15 protein-coding genes are annotated in these 21,160 nt (G+C 61.3%); 6 read left to right on the top strand and 9 right to left on the bottom strand.

Annotation, left to right across the window (positions count from 1 at the left end):
• Positions 1-3 precede the first annotated feature (3 nt).
• Positions 4-3,900 (bottom strand): phosphoribosylformylglycinamidine synthase, encoded by a 3,897-nt coding sequence (gene purL / locus AC3WRD_RS06540; protein ID WP_102619519.1) that lies wholly within the window; start codon positions 3,898-3,900, stop codon positions 4-6.
• A gap of 285 nt (positions 3,901-4,185) precedes the next feature.
• On the opposite strand from purL, the gene mltF reads away from it, so the two are divergent.
• Complete coding sequence (mltF, locus tag AC3WRD_RS06535; RefSeq protein ID WP_096819217.1) at positions 4,186-5,646, top strand: membrane-bound lytic murein transglycosylase MltF; 1,461 nt, start codon at positions 4,186-4,188, stop codon at positions 5,644-5,646.
• A 43-nt stretch (positions 5,647-5,689) separates the two neighbouring features.
• Here mltF and pdxJ read toward each other — a convergent pair whose 3' ends face one another.
• The 8 genes from pdxJ to lptF form a co-directional block, all read right to left on the bottom strand.
• Positions 5,690-6,433: a pyridoxine 5'-phosphate synthase gene (pdxJ, locus tag AC3WRD_RS06530; RefSeq protein ID WP_007957371.1), complete on the bottom strand. Its 744-nt coding sequence runs from the start codon at positions 6,431-6,433 to the stop codon at positions 5,690-5,692.
• 205 nt (positions 6,434-6,638) lie between these two features.
• The gene (gene recO / locus AC3WRD_RS06525) at positions 6,639-7,325 is read right to left on the bottom strand and encodes a DNA repair protein RecO (RefSeq protein ID WP_085729730.1); all 687 of its coding nucleotides are present in this window, start codon (positions 7,323-7,325) and stop codon (positions 6,639-6,641) included.
• Between the two features lie 163 nt (positions 7,326-7,488).
• Positions 7,489-8,391, bottom strand: a complete 903-nt coding sequence (gene era / locus AC3WRD_RS06520; RefSeq protein ID WP_003221935.1) for a GTPase Era — start codon at positions 8,389-8,391, stop codon at positions 7,489-7,491.
• On the bottom strand, positions 8,384-9,073 hold the full coding sequence (gene rnc, locus AC3WRD_RS06515) for a ribonuclease III (protein ID WP_096819215.1): 690 nt from the start codon (positions 9,071-9,073) through the stop codon (positions 8,384-8,386). The genes era and rnc overlap by 8 nt, the downstream gene beginning before the upstream one ends.
• Before the next feature lie 182 nt (positions 9,074-9,255).
• Positions 9,256-10,110 carry a signal peptidase I gene (gene lepB / locus AC3WRD_RS06510; protein WP_096819213.1) on the bottom strand — a complete coding sequence of 285 codons (855 nt, stop codon included), beginning with the start codon at positions 10,108-10,110 and terminating at the stop codon, positions 9,256-9,258.
• A gap of 9 nt (positions 10,111-10,119) precedes the next feature.
• Positions 10,120-11,916 carry a translation elongation factor 4 gene (lepA, locus tag AC3WRD_RS06505; RefSeq protein WP_085608162.1) on the bottom strand — a complete coding sequence of 599 codons (1,797 nt, stop codon included), beginning with the start codon at positions 11,914-11,916 and terminating at the stop codon, positions 10,120-10,122.
• Between the two features lie 172 nt (positions 11,917-12,088).
• Positions 12,089-13,150 carry an LPS export ABC transporter permease LptG gene (gene lptG / locus AC3WRD_RS06500; RefSeq protein ID WP_096819211.1) on the bottom strand — a complete coding sequence of 354 codons (1,062 nt, stop codon included), beginning with the start codon at positions 13,148-13,150 and terminating at the stop codon, positions 12,089-12,091.
• A complete protein-coding gene (gene lptF, locus AC3WRD_RS06495; protein WP_096819209.1) occupies positions 13,143-14,264 on the bottom strand; it encodes an LPS export ABC transporter permease LptF in 1,122 nt (373 codons plus the stop codon). Before lptF ends, lptG begins: the two co-directional genes overlap by 8 nt.
• 308 nt (positions 14,265-14,572) lie before the next feature.
• Between lptF and AC3WRD_RS06490 the strand changes: the two genes are divergently transcribed.
• The 5 genes from AC3WRD_RS06490 to rlmF all read left to right on the top strand — a co-directional run bounded on the left by AC3WRD_RS06490 (position 14,573) and on the right by rlmF (position 21,091).
• Complete coding sequence (locus AC3WRD_RS06490) at positions 14,573-16,063, top strand: leucyl aminopeptidase (RefSeq protein WP_096819207.1); 1,491 nt, start codon at positions 14,573-14,575, stop codon at positions 16,061-16,063.
• A 60-nt stretch (positions 16,064-16,123) separates the two neighbouring features.
• Positions 16,124-16,552 carry a DNA polymerase III subunit chi gene (locus AC3WRD_RS06485; RefSeq protein WP_096819206.1) on the top strand — a complete coding sequence of 143 codons (429 nt, stop codon included), beginning with the start codon at positions 16,124-16,126 and terminating at the stop codon, positions 16,550-16,552.
• An 8-nt stretch (positions 16,553-16,560) separates the two neighbouring features.
• Complete coding sequence (locus AC3WRD_RS06480) at positions 16,561-16,956, top strand: DNA polymerase III subunit chi (protein ID WP_102619518.1); 396 nt, start codon at positions 16,561-16,563, stop codon at positions 16,954-16,956.
• A gap of 134 nt (positions 16,957-17,090) precedes the next feature.
• Complete coding sequence (locus tag AC3WRD_RS06475) at positions 17,091-19,937, top strand: valine--tRNA ligase (protein ID WP_102619517.1); 2,847 nt, start codon at positions 17,091-17,093, stop codon at positions 19,935-19,937.
• 131 nt (positions 19,938-20,068) lie between these two features.
• Entirely contained in the window at positions 20,069-21,091 is a 1,023-nt protein-coding gene (gene rlmF / locus AC3WRD_RS06470; RefSeq protein WP_102619516.1) for a 23S rRNA (adenine(1618)-N(6))-methyltransferase RlmF, read from the top strand.
• Positions 21,092-21,160: the final 69 nt, after the last annotated feature.

Raw genomic sequence — 21,160 nt, 5'->3', positions numbered from 1 at the left:
CGCTTAGTTCACCCACACACGAGCGTTACGGAACATACGCATCCAAGGAGCGTCTTCGTTCCACTCTTCCGAACGCCACGAGTTCTGCACGGCGCGGAACACACGCTCCGGGTGCGGCATCATGATCGTTACGCGACCGTCGCGGCTGGTGAGGCCGGTGATCCCGCGCGGCGAACCGTTCGGGTTGGCCGGGTAGGCTTCGGTGACCTTGCCGTGGTTGTCGACGAAACGCATCGCCACGCAACCGGACAGATCGGCTTCGAGCAGTGCCTCTTCGCTTTCGAATTCGGCATGACCTTCACCGTGAGCGATGGCGATCGGCATGCGCGAACCGGCCATGCCCTGCAGGAAGATCGAGTTCGATTCCTGAACCTGAACCATCGCCACGCGCGCTTCGAACTGCTCGGAGCGGTTGCGCACGAAGTGCGGCCAGAACTCGCTGCCCGGGATCAGTTCGTGGAGGTTGGACATCATCTGGCAACCGTTGCACACGCCGAGGGTGAAGCTGTCGTTACGCTCGAAGAAACCCTGGAACGCATCGCGGGCACGGCTGTTGAACAGTGCGGACTTGGCCCAGCCTTCACCGGCGCCGAGTACGTCGCCGTAGGAGAAACCACCGCAGGCCACCAGACCTTTGAACTCGTTCAGGTCGACACGGCCGGCCAGAATGTCGCTCATGTGCACGTCGATCGCGTTGAAACCGGCGCGGTCGAACGCCGCCGCCATTTCCACCTGACCGTTGACGCCCTGCTCACGCAGCACGGCAACCTGTGGGCGAATGCCTTTCTTGATGTAAGGCGCGGCGATGTCCTGGTTGACGTCGTAGCTCAGCTTGACGCTCAGGCCCGGATTGTCTTCTTCCAGCAGGACGTCGAATTCCTGCTGGGCGCAGTCGGCGTTGTCGCGCAGACGCTGGATCTGATAGCTGGTCTCGGCCCACTGACGTTGCAGCAGACGACGCTGGCCTTCGAACACAGTGTCACCGTTGAAGGTGATGTTGATCTGGCCGTTGTTGATCGGCTGACCGATCACGGAAACGCAGTCGCCCAGACCGGCCGCGCTGAATTGCGCGAGGATGTCCGGGGTGGCGTCCTGGCGAACCTGGATCACGGCACCCAGTTCTTCGTTGAACAGGATGGCGGCGATTTCAGCGGAGCTTTCGGCAACGCTGTCCAGATTCAGGCTCAGACCGCAGTGGCCGGCGAAGGCCATTTCCACCACGGAGGTCAGCAGACCACCGTCGGAACGGTCGTGGTACGCCAGCAGGTGACCGTCGGCGTTGAGGCCCTGGATCACCGCGAAGAAGGCTTTCAGGTCTTCGGCGTCATCGACGTCCGGAGCCTGCTTGCCGAGCTTGCCGTGAACCTGAGCCAGGATCGAGGCGCCCATGCGGTTCTGGCCGCGACCGAGGTCGATCAGGATCAGATCGGTGGTGCCTTTGTCCATGCGCAGTTCCGGGGTCAGGGTCTGACGGATGTCAGACACTGGCGCGAAACCGGTCACGATCAGCGACATTGGCGAGGTGACAGTTTTGTCTTCACCGTTGTCGTTCCAGCGGGTGGCCATGGACATCGAGTCCTTGCCCACCGGGATGGTGATGCCCAGCTCAGGGCACAGTTCCATACCGACCGCTTTCACGGTGTCGTACAGACGCGCGTCTTCGCCCGGGTGGCCGGCAGCGGACATCCAGTTCGCCGACAGTTTGATATCGGAGAGCTTGTTGATGCGCGAAGCGGCAATGTTGGTCAGGGTTTCGCCGATGGCCATGCGGCCCGACGCCGGAGCGTCCAGCAGCGCCAGCGGAGTGCGCTCGCCCATCGCCATCGCTTCACCGGTGTAGACGTCGAAACTGGTGGCGGTGACGGCCACGTCGGCCACCGGAACCTGCCATGGGCCGACCATTTGGTCACGGGCCACAAGGCCGGTGATGGTGCGGTCGCCGATGGTGATCAGGAAGCTTTTGCTCGCCACGGCCGGGTGGTGCAGGACGCGTTCGATGCTTTCGCTGATGTCGAGGTTCGACGGATCGAAGTCATCGCCCAGCTCGGCTTCGCGCACCACCGAACGGTGCATGCGCGGTGCCTTGCCCAGCAACACTTCCAGTGGCATGTCCACCGGGTTGTTGCCGAAGTGGCTGTCGGTCACGGTCAGTTGCGGCTCGGCGGTAGCTTCACCGACAACGGCGAACGGGCAACGCTCACGTTCACAGATGGCCTTGAAGCGCTCGAAGTCGGCCGGGCCGACTGCCAGAACGTAACGTTCCTGGGATTCGTTGGACCAGATTTCGTGCGGGGCCATGCCCGGCTCGTCGTTTGGAATGTTGCGCAGTTCGAAACGGCCACCGCGGTCGCCGTCGTTGACCAGTTCCGGGAAGGCGTTGGACAGACCGCCCGCACCCACGTCGTGGATGAAGCTGATCGGGTTCTTGTCGCCCAGTTGCCAGCAACGGTCGATGACTTCCTGGCAGCGACGCTCCATTTCAGGGTTTTCACGCTGAACCGAAGCGAAGTCCAGATCTGCCGAGCTGGTGCCGGTAGCCATCGAAGAAGCGGCACCGCCGCCCAGACCGATCAGCATCGCCGGGCCGCCGAGGACGATCAGCTTCGAGCCGACCAGAATCTCGCCTTTCTTGACGTGCTCTTCACGGATGTTGCCCATGCCGCCAGCGAGCATGATCGGCTTGTGGTAACCGCGAACTTCGTCACCGTGCGGGGTGGTGATCGACTGTTCGAAGGTACGGAAGTAACCGGTCAGGGCCGGACGACCGAATTCGTTGTTGAACGCAGCGCCGCCCAGCGGGCCTTCGATCATGATGTCCAGCGCGGTGACGATGCGCTCAGGCTTGCCGTACGGCACTTCCCACGGCTGTTCGAAGCCCGGGATCTGCAGGTTCGACACGGTGAAACCGGTCAGGCCGGCCTTCGGCTTGGCGCCACGGCCGGTCGCGCCTTCGTCGCGGATCTCGCCACCGGAACCGGTAGATGCGCCCGGGAACGGTGCGATCGCGGTCGGGTGGTTGTGGGTTTCAACCTTCATCAGGATGTGCACCGGCTCCTGCACCGCGCCGTACTGGCGGGTTTCCGGATCCGGGAAGAAGCGGCCGGCGACGTTGCCGACGATCACCGAAGCGTTGTCCTTATAAGCGGACAGCACGCCTTCGCTGTGCATCTGATAGGTGTTCTTGATCATGCCGAACAGGCTTTTTTCCTGGCTCTCGCCGTCAATATCCCAACTGGCGTTGAAGATCTTGTGGCGGCAGTGCTCGGAGTTGGCTTGGGCGAACATCATCAGTTCGATGTCGTGCGGGTTGCGCTTGAGACCGTTGAAGGCGTTGACCAGGTAATCGATCTCGTCTTCGGCCAGGGCCAGGCCCAGCTCGACGTTGGCCTTTTCCAGCGCGGCGCGACCACCGCCGAGGATGTCGATGGCGGTCAGCGGCTTCGGTTCGGCGTGACTGAACAGACCGGCGGCCTGCTCGAGGTTGGCCAGAACGATCTGCGTCATGCGGTCATGCAGTACATCGGCAATCTGCTGTGCTTCGGCTTCGCTGAACTGACCGGCCACGTAGAACGCGATGCCGCGCTCCAGGCGCTGGATCTTGCTCAGGCCGCAGTTGCGGGCGATGTCGCTGGCCTTGCTCGACCATGGCGAGATGGTGCCGAAACGCGGCAACACCAGGAACAGACGACCGGTCGGCTCTTGAACCGGAACGCTTGGACCGTACTTCAGAAGGCGCGCAAGCACCTGCTGTTCGTCGCCGGTCAGGACGCCGGTGACTTCGGCGAAGTGAGCGAATTCAGCATACAAGCCACTGACAGCCGAAACCTTCTGGCTCAGTTGCTCAAGGAGTTTGCTGTGGCGAAAGGCAGAAAGGGCAGGAGCGCCGCGCAGGATCAACATCTTCGGGACAGCCTCGGGAAGGGGTGTGCTTTGAGGCCGTGCATTCTAGCCTAAACCGCCCTCAACATCACCCGAAACGCTACGCACGGTTGCACCCGGATGTCGAGTGGTGTTCTTGCCTCGAAGGTCAAATTTATCGGGTGTTGGAACGCGGGTTATTTTTTCTGTCACAAAATGCCTTTCGGGCCCATTCCTGCGGGGTTTCGAGCGGTTTTGTGATCCCTAGCAGACAAGCCCTCGACTGTCGAGATATGGCGCCCGTTGTCCTTTGCGTATACTGCGCACATGTTTTCCCCAACGGCTTTGCGTCCGCGGTACGCCAAATGGCTGATCGCAACCGGACTCTTCCTGATGCTCAGTGGCTGTGTTGATAAACCCAACACCCTCGAGCGCGTAAAGGAGGATGGTGTGCTGCGGGTGATCACCCGTAACAGCCCCGCCACCTACTTTCAGGATCGCAGCGGCGAAACCGGCTTCGAATACGAGCTGGTGAAGCGCTTCGCCGACGATTTGGGGGTGGAGCTGAAGATCGAGACCGCCGACAACCTCGACGACCTGTTCGACCAGGTCGGCAAACCCAACGGTCCGGTACTGGCCGCCGCCGGCCTGGTCAGCAGCGATCAGCGCAAGAAGCAGGTTCGGTTCTCCCACGCCTATCTCGAAGTCACCCCGCAGATCATCTATCGCAACGGTCAGTCCCGCCCGACCGACGCCAGTGAACTGGTCGGCAAGAAGATCATGGTGCTCAAGGGCAGCACCCACGCCGAGCAACTCGCCGAGCTGAAACAGAAATATCCCGGGATCGAATACGAAGAATCCGACGCCGTTGAAGTAGTCGACCTGCTGCGCATGGTCGATGAAGGCCAGATCGACCTGACCCTGGTCGACTCCAACGAAGTGGCGATGAACCAGGTGTACTTCACCAATATCCGCGTGGCCTTCGACCTCGGCGATGCGCGCAGCCAGAGCTGGGCAGTGGCCGCCGGTGAAGACAACAGCCTGCTCAACGAGATCAACAGTTATCTGGACAAGGTGCAGAAGAACGGCACCCTGCAACGCCTGAAAGACCGCTACTACGGCCACGTCGACGTCCTCGGCTACATGGGCGCCACCACCTTCGCCCAGCATTTGCAGCAGCGGTTGCCCAAATACGAACAGCACTTCAAGACTTACGCCAAGAAAGAGAAAGTCGACTGGCGCCTGCTCGCGGCCATCGGTTATCAGGAATCGCTGTGGCAACCGGCCGTCACCTCGAAGACCGGCGTGCGCGGCCTGATGATGCTGACCCAGAACACCGCCCAGGCCATGGGCGTGTCCAACCGCCTCGATCCGAAGCAGAGCATCATGGGCGGCGCGAAGTACCTGGCTTACATGAAGGATCAACTCGACGACTCGATCCAGGAGCCGGATCGTACGTGGTTTGCACTGGCCGCCTACAACGTTGGCAGCGGCCACCTGGATGACGCGCGCAAACTGGCGTCCCGGGAAGGCCTGAACCCGGACAAGTGGCTGGATGTGAAGAAGATGCTGCCGCGCCTGTCGCAGAAGCAGTGGTACAGCAAGACCCGCTATGGCTACGCCCGTGGCGGCGAACCGGTGCATTTCGTGGCCAACATCCGTCGCTACTACGACATCCTGACCTGGGTGACCCAGCCGCAACTCGAGGGCGATCAGGTCGCCGAAGGCAATCTGCATGTGCCGGGGATCGACAAATCCAAGCCGGCGCAGGAAAACCCGCCGCTCTGATAAATACTGTGGGAGCGAGCCCCCACAGGATCTGCGCTGACGCTTAGGCCTTTGCAGCCGCCAGGATCAGCGCCTTCATCTCCGACACTGCCGACTTGAAGCCGACGAACAACGCATGCGCCACCAGCGCATGACCAATGTTCAGTTCGTTGATGCCCTTGATCGCCGCCACAGCTTCAACGTTGTGGTAGTGCAGACCGTGACCGGCATTGACGATCAGGCCCTGGGCCAGACCGAATGCCACGCCGTCCGCCACACGCTTGAGCTCTTCAGCCACTTCGGTCGGTGTTTCGGCATCGGCGTAGCGCCCGGTGTGCAGCTCGATGGCCGGTGCGCCGACTCGTTTCGAAGCAGCGATCTGCCGCTCGTCAGCGTCGATGAACAGCGACACTTCGCTGCCGATCTTCGACAGACGCTCCACCGCTGCCCTGATGCGCTCTTCCTGCCCCGCCACGTCCAGACCGCCTTCGGTGGTCAGTTCCTGACGCGTCTCCGGCACCAGACAGATGTGGGCCGGACGGATGCGCTCGGCGAACGCCATCATTTCTTCGGTGACGCCCATTTCGAAGTTCATGCGGGTTTGCAGCACATCCTTGAGCAACAGTACGTCGCGCTCCTGAATGTGGCGACGGTCCTCGCGCAGGTGCACGGTGATGCCGTCGGCGCCCGCCTCTTCCGCGTCCAGCGCGGCCTTGACCGGATCCGGATAGCGCGTGCCCCGAGCCTGACGCAGGGTGGCGACGTGGTCAATGTTCACGCCAAGAAGAATGCGATTGCTGGTGGTCACGGATGCGCTCCTGAATGGAAAGATTCGGCGCACAGCATACACGGTGAAGGGTCTGTTGACGTCTGGGCGCGGCGGCGACGGGATGCTCACTGAACACAGGGCAAGGCGCGAGGAACGAAGTTTGGTTTCCCCAAATGAGTTCCGAGCAACGCAGCCCTGGGCGCAGTGAGCGCCCGTCGTGCCGTGCCCAGACGTCAACAGACCCTTAGGGCTTGCGAAACAGCTCGCGACTGACCAAGGGACGACCGCCAAGATGAACTGCAAGTGCCTGACGCATCAAGCGTTTGGCAGCGGACAATGCGCCGGGCGCAGACCAGTCCGCTTCGGCCATGGCCAGCAGCTCGGTGCCGTTGAACAGACCGGGTTGCAGCAGGTAGACCCGCTCAAGTCCGGCATCCACCTGCAAGCGATAGAGGCCGTCCGGAGCGATGGGTTCGTCATTGATGTCGGTGTTCAGGGAAAAGCCGTAACCGAGGTCGTCAAGCAGGCGCCATTCGAAGGAACGCAGCAACGGTTCCAGTGGCCGGCCTTCAGCCAAGGCCAGCAAGGTGGCCGCGTAATGATCGAACACCGCGGGGTGCGGGTCTTCGGCTGGCAGCAGGCGGATCAGCAACTCGTTGAGATAGAGGCCGCTGAACAGTGCCTCGCCGACCATCCACGTCGCATTGCCGGCGCTTTCCATTCGCCCGACATTCTTCAACTCACCCTTGCCACGGAATTCCACTTCCAGCGGCACGAACGGACGCGCCAGCGTCCCGGCCTTGCCCCGCGCGCTGCGCAACACCGCCCGCAGCCGACCTTGCGGCGTGAGGAAGTCCACCAACGCGCTGGTTTCGCGATAGGCGCGGGAGTGCAGGACGTAGGCGGGTTGGGCGGGAGGCGTTTGAGACATGGATTTCTCGTTGAGGGAAACGCGGTTTTACTCATCACCCAAAACCAATGTGGGAGCGAGCTTGCTCGCGAAAGCGGTGCAACAATCAACATCAATGCTGAATGTTACATCGTCTTCGCGAGCACGCTCGCTCCCACAATGGATCGATGTAATGCCAGACGCTTTACAGGTCGCCGTAACCCAGCGAACGCAGCGCACGCTCGTCGTCGGACCAGCCGCCCTTCACCTTCACCCACAGGTTGAGCATGATCTTGGAGTCGAACAGCAGCTCCATGTCCTTGCGCGCTTCGGTGCCGATGCGCTTGATGCGCTCGCCCTTGTCGCCAATGATGATTTTCTTCTGGCCGTCACGCTCGACGAGGATCAGCGCGTGGATGTGCAGAGTCTTGCCCTGTTGCTTGAACTCTTCGATTTCCACGGTGATCTGGTACGGCAGCTCGGCGCCCATCTGGCGCATGATTTTCTCGCGCACCAGTTCGGCGGCGAGGAAACGGCTGCTGCGGTCGGTGATCTGGTCTTCCGGGAAGAAGTGATCGTTCTCCGGCAGATGGTCAGCGATGACCTTTTCCAGCGCATCAAGGTTGTGCCCGTGCTGCGCCGAAATCGGAATGATCTGCGCATTCGGCAGCTGCTCCTGCAACCAGGACAGGTGCGGCATCAGCTCGGCCTTGTCCTCGATGCGGTCGGTCTTGTTCAGCGCGACGATCAGCGGGCCGGTCACGTACTGCACACGCTCCAGGACCATCTGGTCTTCTTCGGTCCACTTGGTGCGGTCGACCACGAAGATCACCACGTCGACGTCTTTCAACGCCGCCGAAGCGGTCTTGTTCATGTAACGGTTCAGGGCCTTTTCGCCACCCTTGTGCATGCCCGGGGTATCGACGTAGATCGCCTGCACGTCGCCCTCGGTCTTGATCCCGAGCATGTTGTGGCGAGTGGTCTGCGGCTTGCGCGAGGTGATCGCGAGCTTCTGGCCGAGGATGTGGTTCAGCAGCGTGGACTTGCCCACGTTGGGACGGCCGACGATGGCAACATAGCCACAGCGAGTTGCGTTTGTATCAGTCATTGCCATTCTCCACACCCAGGGCAATCAGTGCTGCAGCGGCCGCTACCTGTTCGGCAATGCGACGGCTCACGCCCTGACCCCGGCTTTTTTCATTCAATAGGACAACTTCGCACTCGACGAAGAACGTACGGCAGTGCGGCTCACCCTGGATATCCACCACTTCATAGCGTGGCAGGTCGCAACCGCGCGATTGCAGGAATTCCTGCAGGCGGGTCTTCGGATCCTTGTTGGTGTCGACCAGCGTCAGCCCCTCGAACTCGCCGGCCAGCCAGGCCAGAACGCGCTCGCGGGCGACTTCCATGCCGGCGTCGAGGTAGATCGCGCCGATCAGCGCTTCGAGGGCATCGGCCAGAATCGATTCGCGACGGAAACCGCCGCTTTTCAGCTCACCGGAACCCAGGCGCAGGTATTCGCCCAGATCGAAACCACGGGCCAATACCGCCAGGGTCTCACCTTTCACCAGACGTGCACGCAAACGCGACAACTGGCCTTCGCGGGCCAGCGGGAAGCGGTCGAAGAGTGCCTCGCCGGCGACGAAGTTGAGGATTGCATCGCCGAGGAATTCCAGACGTTCGTTGTTGCGTCCGGCAAAGCTGCGGTGCGTGAGGGCCAGGACCATCAGTTCCTGGTCCTTGAAGGTGTAACCGAGCTGACGCTCGAGACGGCTTAGAGAAACGCTCACGGTTTACCCACGCTGAGTTCGTGGCTGGATTCCACTGCCATCGCCGGGATACGGCGCAGGCCTGGGACAATTAACGCTGTGTTCAAAAATGACGTCCTGAATATCGTGGCTTCATGCCCCGGAGCCGGTTGTGCCGACGCCAGAAATGCATTCGGCGCTGTGGTCAACAGCGCCGTGATTGTTTACTTGATCAGGCCGACCCGCGAGAAATTCGGCAGGTGGCTGAGTTTCGGTTCCGGCCAGCTCATCCAGACCGCGAAGGCCTTGCCGACGATGTTCTGGTCGGGAACCATGCCCAGCAGATCCTTGGGAATGTTCGGATCATCCCAGTAGCGACTGTCGTTCGAGTTGTCGCGGTTGTCGCCCATCATGAAGTAGTGCCCGGCCGGCACGGTCCAGGTATGGTCCGGCGTGGCGCGGTAGCGGCTCATTTCCTTGCGGATCAGGTGCTCGGCGGCGCCGAGTTTTTCCTTGTAGAGCTCAGCGCTGCCAAGGGTGCCCGGTTCGGAACCGACCAGTTGCTCGGCAATCGACTCGCCATTGACGAACAGACGCTTGTCGGCGGTGTAACGCACCGTGTCACCCGGCAGACCCACCACACGCTTGATGTAGTTGACGTTCGGGTCGCTCGGGTAGCGGAACACCATCACATCACCGCGTTGCGGATCACCGACTTCGATGACTTTCTTGTCGATCACCGGCAGGCGGATCCCGTAAGAAAACTTGTTCACCAGAATGAAGTCGCCAACGTCCAGGGTCGGCTTCATCGAACCGGACGGAATCTGGAACGGCTCCACCAGGAACGAACGCAGCACCAGCACGATGAACAGCACCGGGAAGAACGACTTGCCGTATTCGACCAGCAGCGGTTCCTTGTTCAGCTTCTCGACCACCACTACGTCAGGCTGGCTGACGCTGCCCTGATAGGAAGTGATGGCGGCGCGCCGACGCGGTGCCAGGATCAACAGATCGAGCAACGCCAACAGGCCGCAGACGAACACGGCGATAACCAGCAACAGCGGGAAATTTAGTGACATAGGACCTGACTATTCCAACCTGAGCACGGCAAGGAAGGCTTCTTGTGGAATTTCCACGTTGCCGACCTGCTTCATGCGTTTCTTACCGGCCTTTTGCTTCTCGAGCAGTTTCTTCTTACGGCTGACGTCACCGCCGTAGCATTTGGCCAATACGTTCTTTCTGAGTGCCTTGACGGTTGTCCGGGCGACGATCTGACCGCCAATGGCAGCCTGGATGGCCACGTCGAACATCTGACGAGGAATCAGTTCTTTCATCTTCTCGGTCAACTGGCGACCTTTGAAGTGCGAATTGTCACGGTGCACGATCAGCGCCAGGGCGTCGACCTTGTCGCCGTTGATCAGCACGTCCAGTTTCACCAGATTAGCCGATTGGTAACGATCGAAATGGTAGTCCAGCGAAGCATAGCCGCGGCTGGTGGATTTCAGACGGTCGAAGAAGTCCAGGACCACTTCGTTCATCGGCAGGTCGTAGGTCACCTGGACCTGGTTGCCGAGGAACAGCATGTCGACCTGAACACCGCGTTTTTCGATGCACAGGGTGATGACGTTGCCCAGGTGCTCCTGCGGTACCAGGATGTTGGCACGCACGATTGGCTCGCGCATGTCTTCGATCGCGGACACGTCCGGCAGCTTCGACGGGTTGTCGACGTAAATCGTTTCACCGGTTTTCAGCACCAGTTCGAAGATTACGGTCGGTGCCGTGGTGATCAGGTCCAGGTCGTATTCGCGCTCCAGGCGCTCCTGGATGATCTCCATGTGCAGCATGCCGAGGAAGCCGCAACGGAAGCCGAAGCCCAGGGCGTCGGAGCTTTCCGGGGTGTACTGCAGCGACGAGTCGTTCAGGGTCAGTTTCTGCAGCGCTTCGCGGAAGTCCTCGAAGTCGTCGGAGCTGACCGGGAACAGACCGGCGTAAACCTGTGGCTGAATGCGTTTGAAACCCGGCAGTACCGGAACATCCGGCGTCGAGCTCAAGGTCAGGGTGTCACCGACCGGTGCACCGTGAATGTCCTTGATGCTGGCGATGATGAAGCCCACTTCGCCGGCCTTCAGGTCAGCGGTGGCGGTGTGTTTCGGGTTGAAAACACCGACGCTGTCGACCAGGTGGACCTTGCCGGTGGACTTCACCAGGATCTTGTCGCCCTTCTTCACGCGGCCATGACGCACGCGCACCAGGGAGACAACGCCCAGGTAGTTGTCGAACCAGGAGTCGATGATCAACGCTTGCAGCGGATCTTCGATGTTGCCGGTCGGCGCAGGAATGGTCGCGACCAGACGCTCGAGCACTTCGTCGACACCCAGGCCGGTCTTGGCGCTGCAGGTGACGGCGTCGGTGGCGTCGATGCCGATGATCTTCTCGATCTCGTCCTTGACACGGTCGGGCTCGGCCTGCGGCAGGTCGATCTTGTTCAGTACCGGCATGACCTCGAGGCCCTGCTCGATGGCGGTGTAGCAGTTGGCCACGGACTGGGCTTCAACACCCTGACCCGCGTCGACCACCAGCAAGGCACCTTCACACGCGGCCAGGGAACGGCTGACTTCGTAGGTGAAGTCGACGTGGCCCGGGGTGTCAATGAAGTTCAGCTGGTAGGTGACGCCGTCTTTGGCTTTGTAATAGAGGGTAACGCTGTGGGCCTTGATGGTGATCCCGCGTTCGCGCTCCAGATCCATGGAATCCAGTACCTGGGCTTCCATTTCACGCTCGGCCAGGCCACCGCACATCTGGATGAAACGGTCAGCCAGCGTCGACTTGCCATGGTCAATGTGGGCGATGATGGAGAAATTGCGGATATGACTCAAATCACTCACGGATCAACACTCAAAAAGGCTGCAGGCTTGGCCCGCCGAAAAATAGCCGGGAATTGTACCTGATACACGGCGCAAGCGTCACGTTCGCCTGTCACCCGGATTGCATGCAAAAACGCCCCGGTCTTGCGACCGGGGCGTTTTCAAGGCTGGAGCAAGGGTGAAACCTTGTTCATCAACCGGCTCGACGCAGCAACCAGACACCCGCCAGGGCACAGACGCCTGCCGGCACCAGCACTGCGAACAGCGGCGAGAAGCCGAATACCAGACTGGACGGACCGAGCAGATCCTGGACGATGCGGAAGGTGAACCCCACCAGCACACCGGTAAACACCCGCTGACCGAGGGTTACCGAGCGCAGCGGGCCGAAAATGAAGGAGATCGCCATCAGCACCAGCGCGGCAGTCACCAGCGGCTGCAACACCTTGACCCAAAAGGCCAGCCAGTAACGGCCGTTGCTCAGACCTTGATCGGCCAGGTAGTGGATGTAACCCCACAGCCCGGTAATCGACAGCGCTTCCGGTGCCATGACCACGGTGTTCAGCAGTTGCGGGCTGATGGACACATCCCAGTCTTCGGTCGGCTTGTTGACGACTTCGGTGCTGCGCTCATGGAACAACGTGGTGGTCACGTCGGTAAGCTGCCAGCGAGTGCCATCGAACTCGGCGCGCTTGGCGAAGCTCGAGCTCAGCAGGTGGCGTTCCTTGTCGAAGTGATAGCGGGTCACACCATACAACAGGCCATCGGGTTGCACGGCGTTGATATGGATGAATTCCTCGCCCTGACGGTGCCACATACCGTGCTTGGCGCTTTGCGCGTCGCCACTGCCTTGAGCCAGCGAACGATTGGCCTGAGCCATGCTCTCGGTAGCCGGCGCAACGTACTCGCCGATCAGCACGCCGGCCAGCATCAGCACCAGCATCGGCTTCATGACCGCCCAGACGATGCGCCCGATGGACACACCCGCCGCACGCATCACCGTCAGCTCACTGCTGCTCGCCAGACTGCCGAGGCCGATCAGACAGCCGATCAGTGCTGCCATCGGCAACATGTCATAGAGCCGGCGCGGTGCGGTCAGCAGTACAAAACTCAACACATCAGCCAAGGTGTAGGTATCGCTGACGTCGCTCATCTCGTCGATGAAGGCAAACAATGTCGCCAGGCCAAGGATGATCGCCAGCACGGCGATGATCGCCATGAACACGCTGCTGCCGATGTAGCGGTCGAGTTTAACCACGAGCCACCTCCAGCGCAGCGCTGCGACGGCTGGCCATTTTCAGGCGCAGCGGTTCCCAGTACAGCAGGCCGATACCGATGACCAGGAAGATCCCGTGTACCCACCACAGACCCAGGCTCGCCGGGATCTTGCCTTTTTCGAGGGCGCCGCGAGCGGCAATCAGGATGGTCAGGTAAGCCATATAAAGAAGAATCGCCGGCAGCAACTTGAGGAAGCGCCCCTGGCGCGGATTGACCCGCGACAGCGGCACCGCCATCAGAGTCACGATAAATACCAGCAGCGGCAGCGACAGGCGCCATTGCAGTTCGGTCTTGGCGCGGATGTCATCACTGGCCATCAGGGTCGACGTCGGCATGGCGTCACGGTCGGTGACTTCCTCGCTGACATCGGGCTTGGGCAGCAGAACACCATAGGTTTCGTAGTGGATGGCGCGGTAGTTGGCCAGTCCCGGGCTGCCGTCGTAGCGGTAGCCGTTGTGCAGGATCAGGTAACGGTTGCCGTCAGGACGGACTTCCTGCCGGCCTTTCTCGGCCACCAGCACGGAAATCCCGCGATCCGCCTGGTTGGCACCGAGGTTTTTCTGCGAGATGAACACGCTGCCCAGGTTGACCCGGTCGTCGCTCAGGTTTTCGGTGTAGGTCACCCGCGTGCCATCGCGCAACGCCTGGAAGCGGCCCGGCTCAAGGGTGTCGAATTCGGTCAGGGCGTCCTGCTTGTTCAGCAGCAGCTGGAACTGGTTGGCACCTTGCGGGGCCAGACTCAGGCTCAGCCATGCCACCACCAGTGCCACCAGCGTGGCCGGGAACAGGGTCATGCGGAACAGGCGCTGCTGGCTCATGCCAGTGGCCGACAGCACGGTCATTTCGCTTTCCAGATACAACCGGCCGTACGCCAGCAGGATCCCGAGGAACAGACCCAGCGGCAGAATCAACTGCATGAAGCCCGGCAGACGGTAGCCCATGATCAGGAACAGCGATCCCGGATCGAGCTGGCCCGCAGCGGCCTGGGCAAGGTATTTGATGAAGCGACCGCTCATGATGATGACCAGCAGCACGGCACTCACCGCACTCAGGGTCAACAGGACTTCGCGGGACAGATAACGGAAGACGATCAAACCAGACACTCCAGGGTTGTCAGGCTAAGGCGGCCAAACAAGCAAACGTATCGACAGGCCCGCCAGGCAGAGCCGTCGAAAAAAGATGCGGCATTATCCTGTGATTGAGCGCGCCTGTCACTGCGCACACTCACGCAAGCGTGCAATCGGTTGAAGATCGTTCCGAGGAGGGTTGTCAGGCGCAGGGAGCGAGGTTCAAACTGCGGCCCTTGTCGCAGGCGCTGGCCTGCGCCTTTTCTCTCTATAAGCAGGCGACTGCGGACACCGCCGAACGCCTGCGTGTTGACCATTCATTCAGGGATCCGGACATGGAACTGGTTGTAAAAAGCGTTAGCCCAGAAACGTTGAAAACCGCCACCCTGGTGGTTGCCGTCGGTGAAGGCCGCAAACTCGGCGTCGCCGCCAAGCAGGTCGACGAACTGAGCGGCGGCGCCATCAGCGCTGTCCTCAAGCGTGGCGACCTGGCCGGCAAAGTCGGGCAGAGCCTGTTGCTGCACAGCCTGCCGAACCTGAAAGCCGAGCGCGTGCTGCTGGTCGGCGTGGGCAAGGATGAAGAACTGGGCGACCGCCCGTTCCGCAAGATCGTTGCCGGCATCCTCAACACCCTCAAGGGCCTGGGCGGCAGCGATGCCGTGCTGGCGCTGGATGAAATCATCGTCAAGGGCCGTGACAGCTACGGCAAGACTCGCCTGTTGGCCGAAACCCTGGTCGACGGCGAATACACCTTCGACCAGTTCAAGAGCCAGAAAGCCGAGCCGCGCGCTCTGAAGAAAATCACCCTGCTGACCATCAAGGCCGCTCAAGCCGAAGTGCAACGCGCCGTGAATCACGCCACCGCGATCGCCAACGGCATGGCGTTCACCCGCAACCTGGGCAACCTGCCGCCGAACATCTGCCACCCGACCTTCCTCGGCGAGCAAGCCAAGGACCTGGGCAAAGAGTTCAAGGATCTGAAAGTCGAAGTGCTCGACGAGAAGAAAATCAAATCCCTGGGCATGGGTTCGTTCTACGCCGTCGGTCAGGGCAGCGCCCAGCCACCGCGTCTGATCGTCATGCAATACAACGGCGGCAAGAAATCCGAGAAGCCGTACGCACTGGTCGGTAAAGGCATCACCTTCGACACCGGCGGCATCAGCCTGAAACCGGGCGCCGGCATGGACGAAATGAAGTACGACATGGGCGGCGCCGCCAGCGTGTTCGGTACCCTGCGCGCCGTGCTGGAACTGAAGTTGCCGATCAACCTGGTGTGCATCCTGGCCTGCGCCGAGAACATGCCGAGCGGCACCGCTTCGCGTCCGGGCGACATCGTGACCACCATGAGCGGCCAGACCGTGGAAATCCTCAACACCGACGCCGAAGGCCGTCTGGTGCTGTGCGACGCACTGACCTACTCCGAGCGCTTCAAGCCGCAAGCGGTGATCGACATCGCCACCCTGACCGGTGCCTGCGTGGTTGCCCTGGGTGCGCACACCTCCGGCCTGCTGGGCAATAACGACGAACTGATCGGCCAACTGCTGAGCGCCGGCAAGGCTGCCGACGACCGCGCCTGGCAACTGCCGCTGTTCGATGAGTACCAGGAGCAACTGGACAGCCCGTTCGCCGACATCGCCAACATTGGCGGGCCGAAGGCCGGCACCATCACCGCCGCGTGCTTCCTGTCGCGCTTCACCAAGAACCTGAACTGGGCGCACCTGGACATCGCAGGCACCGCGTGGACCAGCGGCGGCAAGGACAAGGGCGCCACCGGCCGTCCGGTTCCACTGCTGACCCAGTACCTGCTGGATCGCGCCAAAGCCTGAAACCGATGACTGCGAGCGGCGTCTCTTAAGAGGGACGCCGCTTTCAGCTCAGGAACCGCAATGACCAAAGTCGACTTCTACATCCTGCCCAGTGCCGATCCTTCGGCGCGTCTGGATTTTGCCTGCAAGCTCACCGAGAAAGCCTGGCGCATGGGCCACCGCATCTACCTGCATTGCAGCGATGCCGCCCAACGCGAAGACCTCGATGCGCGACTGTGGGCGTTCAAGGGCGAAACCTTCGTGCCCCATGGCCCGGCCGAGAGCGAACCGGAAGGTTTGATCGTGCTTGGATTGGGCGATGACTGCGGCCAGCATCAGGACTTGCTCGTCAACCTCGACCTGAAGGTCCCGGCCTTCGCCAACAAGTTCGCCCGAGTGGCGGAAGTGGTGGTGGAAGATCCGGCGATCCGTGCGGCTGCGCGGGAGAGTTTCCGTTTCTACCGGGAACAGGGCTATCCTCTGCAAGACCACCGTTTACAGCGACTCTGAGTACGCCGATGGACACTCCAAAACCGCTGCAAAAACCCGCGCACTTGCTGGATGACCTCGAGTCGATCCGCCAGTTGCTGGGCGATGACAACCTGCAACCGCCGCTTTTGACCGATACGGTCGATGATGGTGAACAGGAACAGATTCCGATGCTGTTCGACTCGGTCGCCACTGAGCCACCCGCCGTCGAACCGCCACCCGCTACCGTCGAGAAACCCGCCACCGCGCCCGTCGCACCTGTGGACAAAGGCCCCGACGCGCTGCTGCACCTGGACAGCGAACTGCGCGCCGCTGCGCAACTGATCATGCAAGACGTGATCGATGACTTCGCCCCGCACATCGAAACCGAAATCAAACGTCGCCTCGAGGCACGGATGGAACGGCTTCTGAGCCAGTACGAATAATCGACGGTGGGAGCCGTCGCACGGTTGCTCCCACTTTTAGATCCCCACCCGGCCCGCCCCGCTCGCCCTGCGCCCCATGCCCCGCTATACTTCCCGGCTTTTCCTGAATAAATGCCAATAGGGTCCCGCCGCGCATGGATAAGACCTACCAGCCGCACGCCATTGAAACTTCCTGGTACAACACCTGGGAGTCCGAGAACTACTTCGCCCCGCAAGGCGCGGGCGACTCCTACACCATCATGATCCCGCCGCCGAACGTCACCGGCAGCCTGCACATGGGTCACGGTTTCAACAACGCGATCATGGACGCCCTGATCCGTTTCCGCCGCATGCAGGGTCGCAACACCCTGTGGCAACCGGGCACCGACCACGCCGGTATCGCCACGCAGATGCTGGTGGAGCGTCAACTCGAAGCCCAGGGCCAGAATCGCCACGATCTGGGCCGCGAAAAATTCCTCGAGAAAGTCTGGGAGTGGAAGGAACAGTCCGGCGGCAACATCAGCCGTCAGATTCGCCGCCTCGGCTCGTCCGTGGACTGGAGCCGCGAGCGCTTCACCATGGACGACGGCCTCTCGGAAGCCGTTAAAGAAGCGTTCGTGCGCCTGCACGAAGACGGTCTGATCTATCGCGGCAAGCGCCTGGTCAACTGGGACACCAAGCTGCACACAGCGATTTCCGACCTCGAAGTGGAAAACCACGACGAGAAAGGTTTCCTGTGGAACCTGAAATACCCGCTGGCCGACGGTGCGAAAACCGCTGAAGGCAACGTTTTCCTGATCGTCGCGACCACCCGTCCGGAAACCATGCTCGGCGACTCCGCCGTCGCGGTAAACCCGAACGACGAGCGCTACAAAGCCCTGATCGGCAAATTTGTCGAGCTGCCGCTGGTCGGCCGCCGCATCCCGATCATCGCCGACGATTACTGCGACCCTGAATTCGGCACCGGCTGCGTGAAAATCACCCCGGCCCACGATTTCAACGACTACGAAGTCGGCAAGCGCCACAACCTGCCGCTGCTGAACATCTTCGACAAGAACGCCAACGTGCTGCCGGCAGCACAGGTGTTCAACCTCGACGGCACGCTGAACGACAGCATCGACGGCAAGATTCCGGCCGAGTACACCGGTCTCGAGCGTTTCGAAGCGCGCAAGCAGATCGTGGCTGCGTTCGACGCCGCCGGCCTGCTGGTCAGCGTCGACGACCACAACCTGAAAGTGCCGAAAGGAGACCGCTCCGGCACCGTCATCGAGCCGTGGCTGACCGACCAGTGGTACGTGTCCACCAAGCCGCTGGCCGAGCCTGCGATTGCTGCCGTTGAAGACGGCCGTATCCAGTTCGTGCCGAAGCAGTACGAAAACATGTACTTCTCGTGGATGCGCGACATCCAGGACTGGTGCATCAGCCGTCAGCTGTGGTGGGGCCACCGGATTCCGGCCTGGTACGACGAGTCGGGCAAGGTCTACGTCGGCCGTGACGAAGCCGAAGTACGTGCCAAGCACAACCTCGGCCCGGACGTTGCGCTGCAACAGGACAACGACGTTCTCGACACCTGGTTCAGTTCGGGCCTGTGGACCTTCTCCACCCTGGGCTGGCCGGAAAAGACCGAGTTCCTGAAGAAATTCCACTCCACCGACGTTCTGGTCACCGGTTTCGACATCATTTTCTTCTGGGTCGCCCGGATGATCATGCTGACCATGCACCTGATCAAGAACGAGGACGGCACGCCGCAGGTTCCGTTCAAGACCGTTTACGTGCACGGTCTGGTGCGTGATGGTCAGGGCCAGAAGATGTCCAAGTCCAAGGGCAACGTCCTGGACCCGCTGGACATCATCGACGGTATCGAGCTCGAAACCCTGGTGCAGAAACGCACCTCCGGTCTGATGCAGCCGAAACTGGCGAAGAAGATCGAGAAGCAGACCCGCGACGAGTTCGCCGACGGCATCGCCAGCTACGGCACCGACGCCCTGCGCTTCACGTTCTGCTCGCTGGCGTCCACCGGTCGCGACATCAAGTTCGACATGGGCCGCGTCGAAGGCTATCGCAACTTCTGCAACAAGATCTGGAACGCTGCACGTTATGTTCTGGACAAGGGCGAAGACTGCGGCCAGAACGGCGAAGCCTACGAGCTGTCGCTGGCGGATCGCTGGATCATCTCGCAACTGCAACGCACCGAAGCCGAAGTGACCCGCCAACTGGATCAGTTCCGTTTCGACCTGGCGGCACAAGCGCTGTACGAGTTCATCTGGAACCAGTACTGCGACTGGTACCTGGAATTGTCCAAGCCTGTGCTGTGGGACGAAAACGCGCCTGTCGAGCGTCAGCGCGGCACTCGCCGCACGCTGGTTCGCGTACTGGAAGTGGCGCTGCGCCTGGCGCATCCGTTCATGCCGTTCATCACTGAAGAAATCTGGCAGCGCATCGCGCCGCTGGCCGGCATTCAGGGCAAGACGATCATGCTGCAAGCCTGGCCGGTGGCCAACGAAGAGCGCATCGATCCGGCAGCCGAAGACGACATCGAATGGCTCAAGGGCCTGATGCTCGGCACACGGAACATCCGTGGCGAAATGAACATCGGCCCGGGCAAACCGCTGCCGATCTACCTGAAAAACGTCACCGATGAAGACCAGCGCCGCCTGACCGAGAATGAAGCGCTGCTGAAGAAGCTGGCGCGTCTGGAATCGATCACCGTACTGGCGGCCGGCGAAGAAGCGCCACTGTCCGCCACCGCACTGGTTGGCGAGATGGAAGTGCTGGTGCCGATGGCCGGTCTGATCGACAAGAACGCCGAACTGGCGCGTCTGGACAAGGAAATCCTGCGTCTGCAGGGCGAAGTCCAGCGTGTCGGCGGCAAGCTGTCCAACGCCGGTTTCGTTGACAAGGCTCCGGCCGAAGTCATCGAGAAGGAACGCGCCAAGCTGGCCGAGGCCGAACAAGCCCTGGGCAAACTGGCCGAGCAGCACGCGCGGATTGCCAGCCTGTAACGGCAAATCGCACTGAAAAAGGGAGGCCGTGCGGCCTCCCTTTTTTGTGCCTGGCACTTTTCCGGCCTACAACCCGGTTCCCTGTGGGACAATAGCCGCCACTTTCAGCCATACCCGAATCGACCACGCCCATGAACGCCCCCCGCACACCTCGCCCCGCGCGCAAGAAGCCTGACTCCGCTACCCCGGCCAAGCCCGTGGAGCCGCGCAAAGAGGCCAGCCTGCACCCGCGCAATCGCCATCAGGGTCGTTACGACTTCCCGGCGCTGATCAAGACTACGCCGGAGCTGGCGAAGTTCGTGATCACCAACCCGTACGGCAAGGAAAGCATCGACTTCGCCAGCCCCGACGCGGTGCGTGTGTTCAACCGGGCGTTGCTCAAGTCGTTCTACGGCATCCAGCATTGGGACATCCCGGCCGATTACCTTTGCCCGCCAGTACCGGGTCGTGCCGATTACGTGCACTTCCTGGCTGATCTGCTGGCCAGCAACAACGACGGCGTGGTTCCGCGCGGCGCCATCGTCAACGTGCTGGACATCGGCATGGGTGCCAACTGCGTGTATCCGCTGATCGGTAACAGCGAATACCGCTGGCACTTCCTGGGCTCGGAAATCGACCCGACGGCCGTGGCTGCCGCAACAGCCATCGTCCAGTCCAACGATCTGAACAAGGTCATCAAGCTGCGCCAGCAAGAGAACCGCAAGCACATCCTGATCGGCCTGCTGGAACCTGGCGAACGTTTTGACCTGACCATGTGCAACCCGCCGTTCCACGCCTCGATGGACGAAGCGACCAAAGGCAGCGAGCGTAAATGGCGAGCCCTGGGCAAGGCCGACCCGAAACGCAAACTGCCGGTGCTGAACTTCGGCGGCCAGTCGGCCGAACTGTGGTGTGAAGGCGGCGAAGCGCGCTTCGTGACGCAACTGATCGCCGAAAGTGCGAACTTTGCGCACAAGGTATTGTGGTTCAGCACCCTGGTTTCGAAAGCCTCGAACCTGCCTGCCATCGAAACCGCGCTGAAAAAGGTCGGCGCGCTGGAAAGCCAGGTAGTGGAAATGTCCCAGGGCCAGAAGCAGAGCCGCTTCGTCGCCTGGACCTTCCAGACCAAGTCCGAGCAGCAGATCTGGCGTCGCGAACGCTGGGTTCGCAAGTAATACGTTTCAACTGGGGCGGCGCTTGATCGCAAAGCAGCCGCCACTACTGCTGAAACTCAATCGGCAGGC

The sequence above is a fragment of the Pseudomonas sp. FW215-R2 genome (genome assembly GCF_058789255.1).
Note: the sequence above shows the minus strand (reverse complement) of the source record. Positions and strands in the feature narration are given on the sequence as shown.

Excerpts from the sequence above, each read along its gene's own strand:
- purL (WP_102619519.1), bottom strand. The coding sequence starts at position 3,900 with ATGTTGATCCTGCGCGGCGCTCCTGCCCTTTCTGCCTTTCGCCACAGC.
- mltF (WP_096819217.1), top strand. The coding sequence starts at position 4,186 with ATGTTTTCCCCAACGGCTTTGCGTCCGCGGTACGCCAAATGGCTGATC.
- recO (WP_085729730.1), bottom strand. The coding sequence starts at position 7,325 with ATGTCTCAAACGCCTCCCGCCCAACCCGCCTACGTCCTGCACTCCCGC.
- era (WP_003221935.1), bottom strand. The coding sequence starts at position 8,391 with ATGACTGATACAAACGCAACTCGCTGTGGCTATGTTGCCATCGTCGGC.
- lepB (WP_096819213.1), bottom strand. The coding sequence starts at position 10,110 with ATGTCACTAAATTTCCCGCTGTTGCTGGTTATCGCCGTGTTCGTCTGC.
- AC3WRD_RS06490 (WP_096819207.1), top strand. The coding sequence starts at position 14,573 with ATGGAACTGGTTGTAAAAAGCGTTAGCCCAGAAACGTTGAAAACCGCC.
- AC3WRD_RS06485 (WP_096819206.1), top strand. The coding sequence starts at position 16,124 with ATGACCAAAGTCGACTTCTACATCCTGCCCAGTGCCGATCCTTCGGCG.
- AC3WRD_RS06480 (WP_102619518.1), top strand. The coding sequence starts at position 16,561 with ATGGACACTCCAAAACCGCTGCAAAAACCCGCGCACTTGCTGGATGAC.
- AC3WRD_RS06475 (WP_102619517.1), top strand. The coding sequence starts at position 17,091 with ATGGATAAGACCTACCAGCCGCACGCCATTGAAACTTCCTGGTACAAC.
- rlmF (WP_102619516.1), top strand. The coding sequence starts at position 20,069 with ATGAACGCCCCCCGCACACCTCGCCCCGCGCGCAAGAAGCCTGACTCC.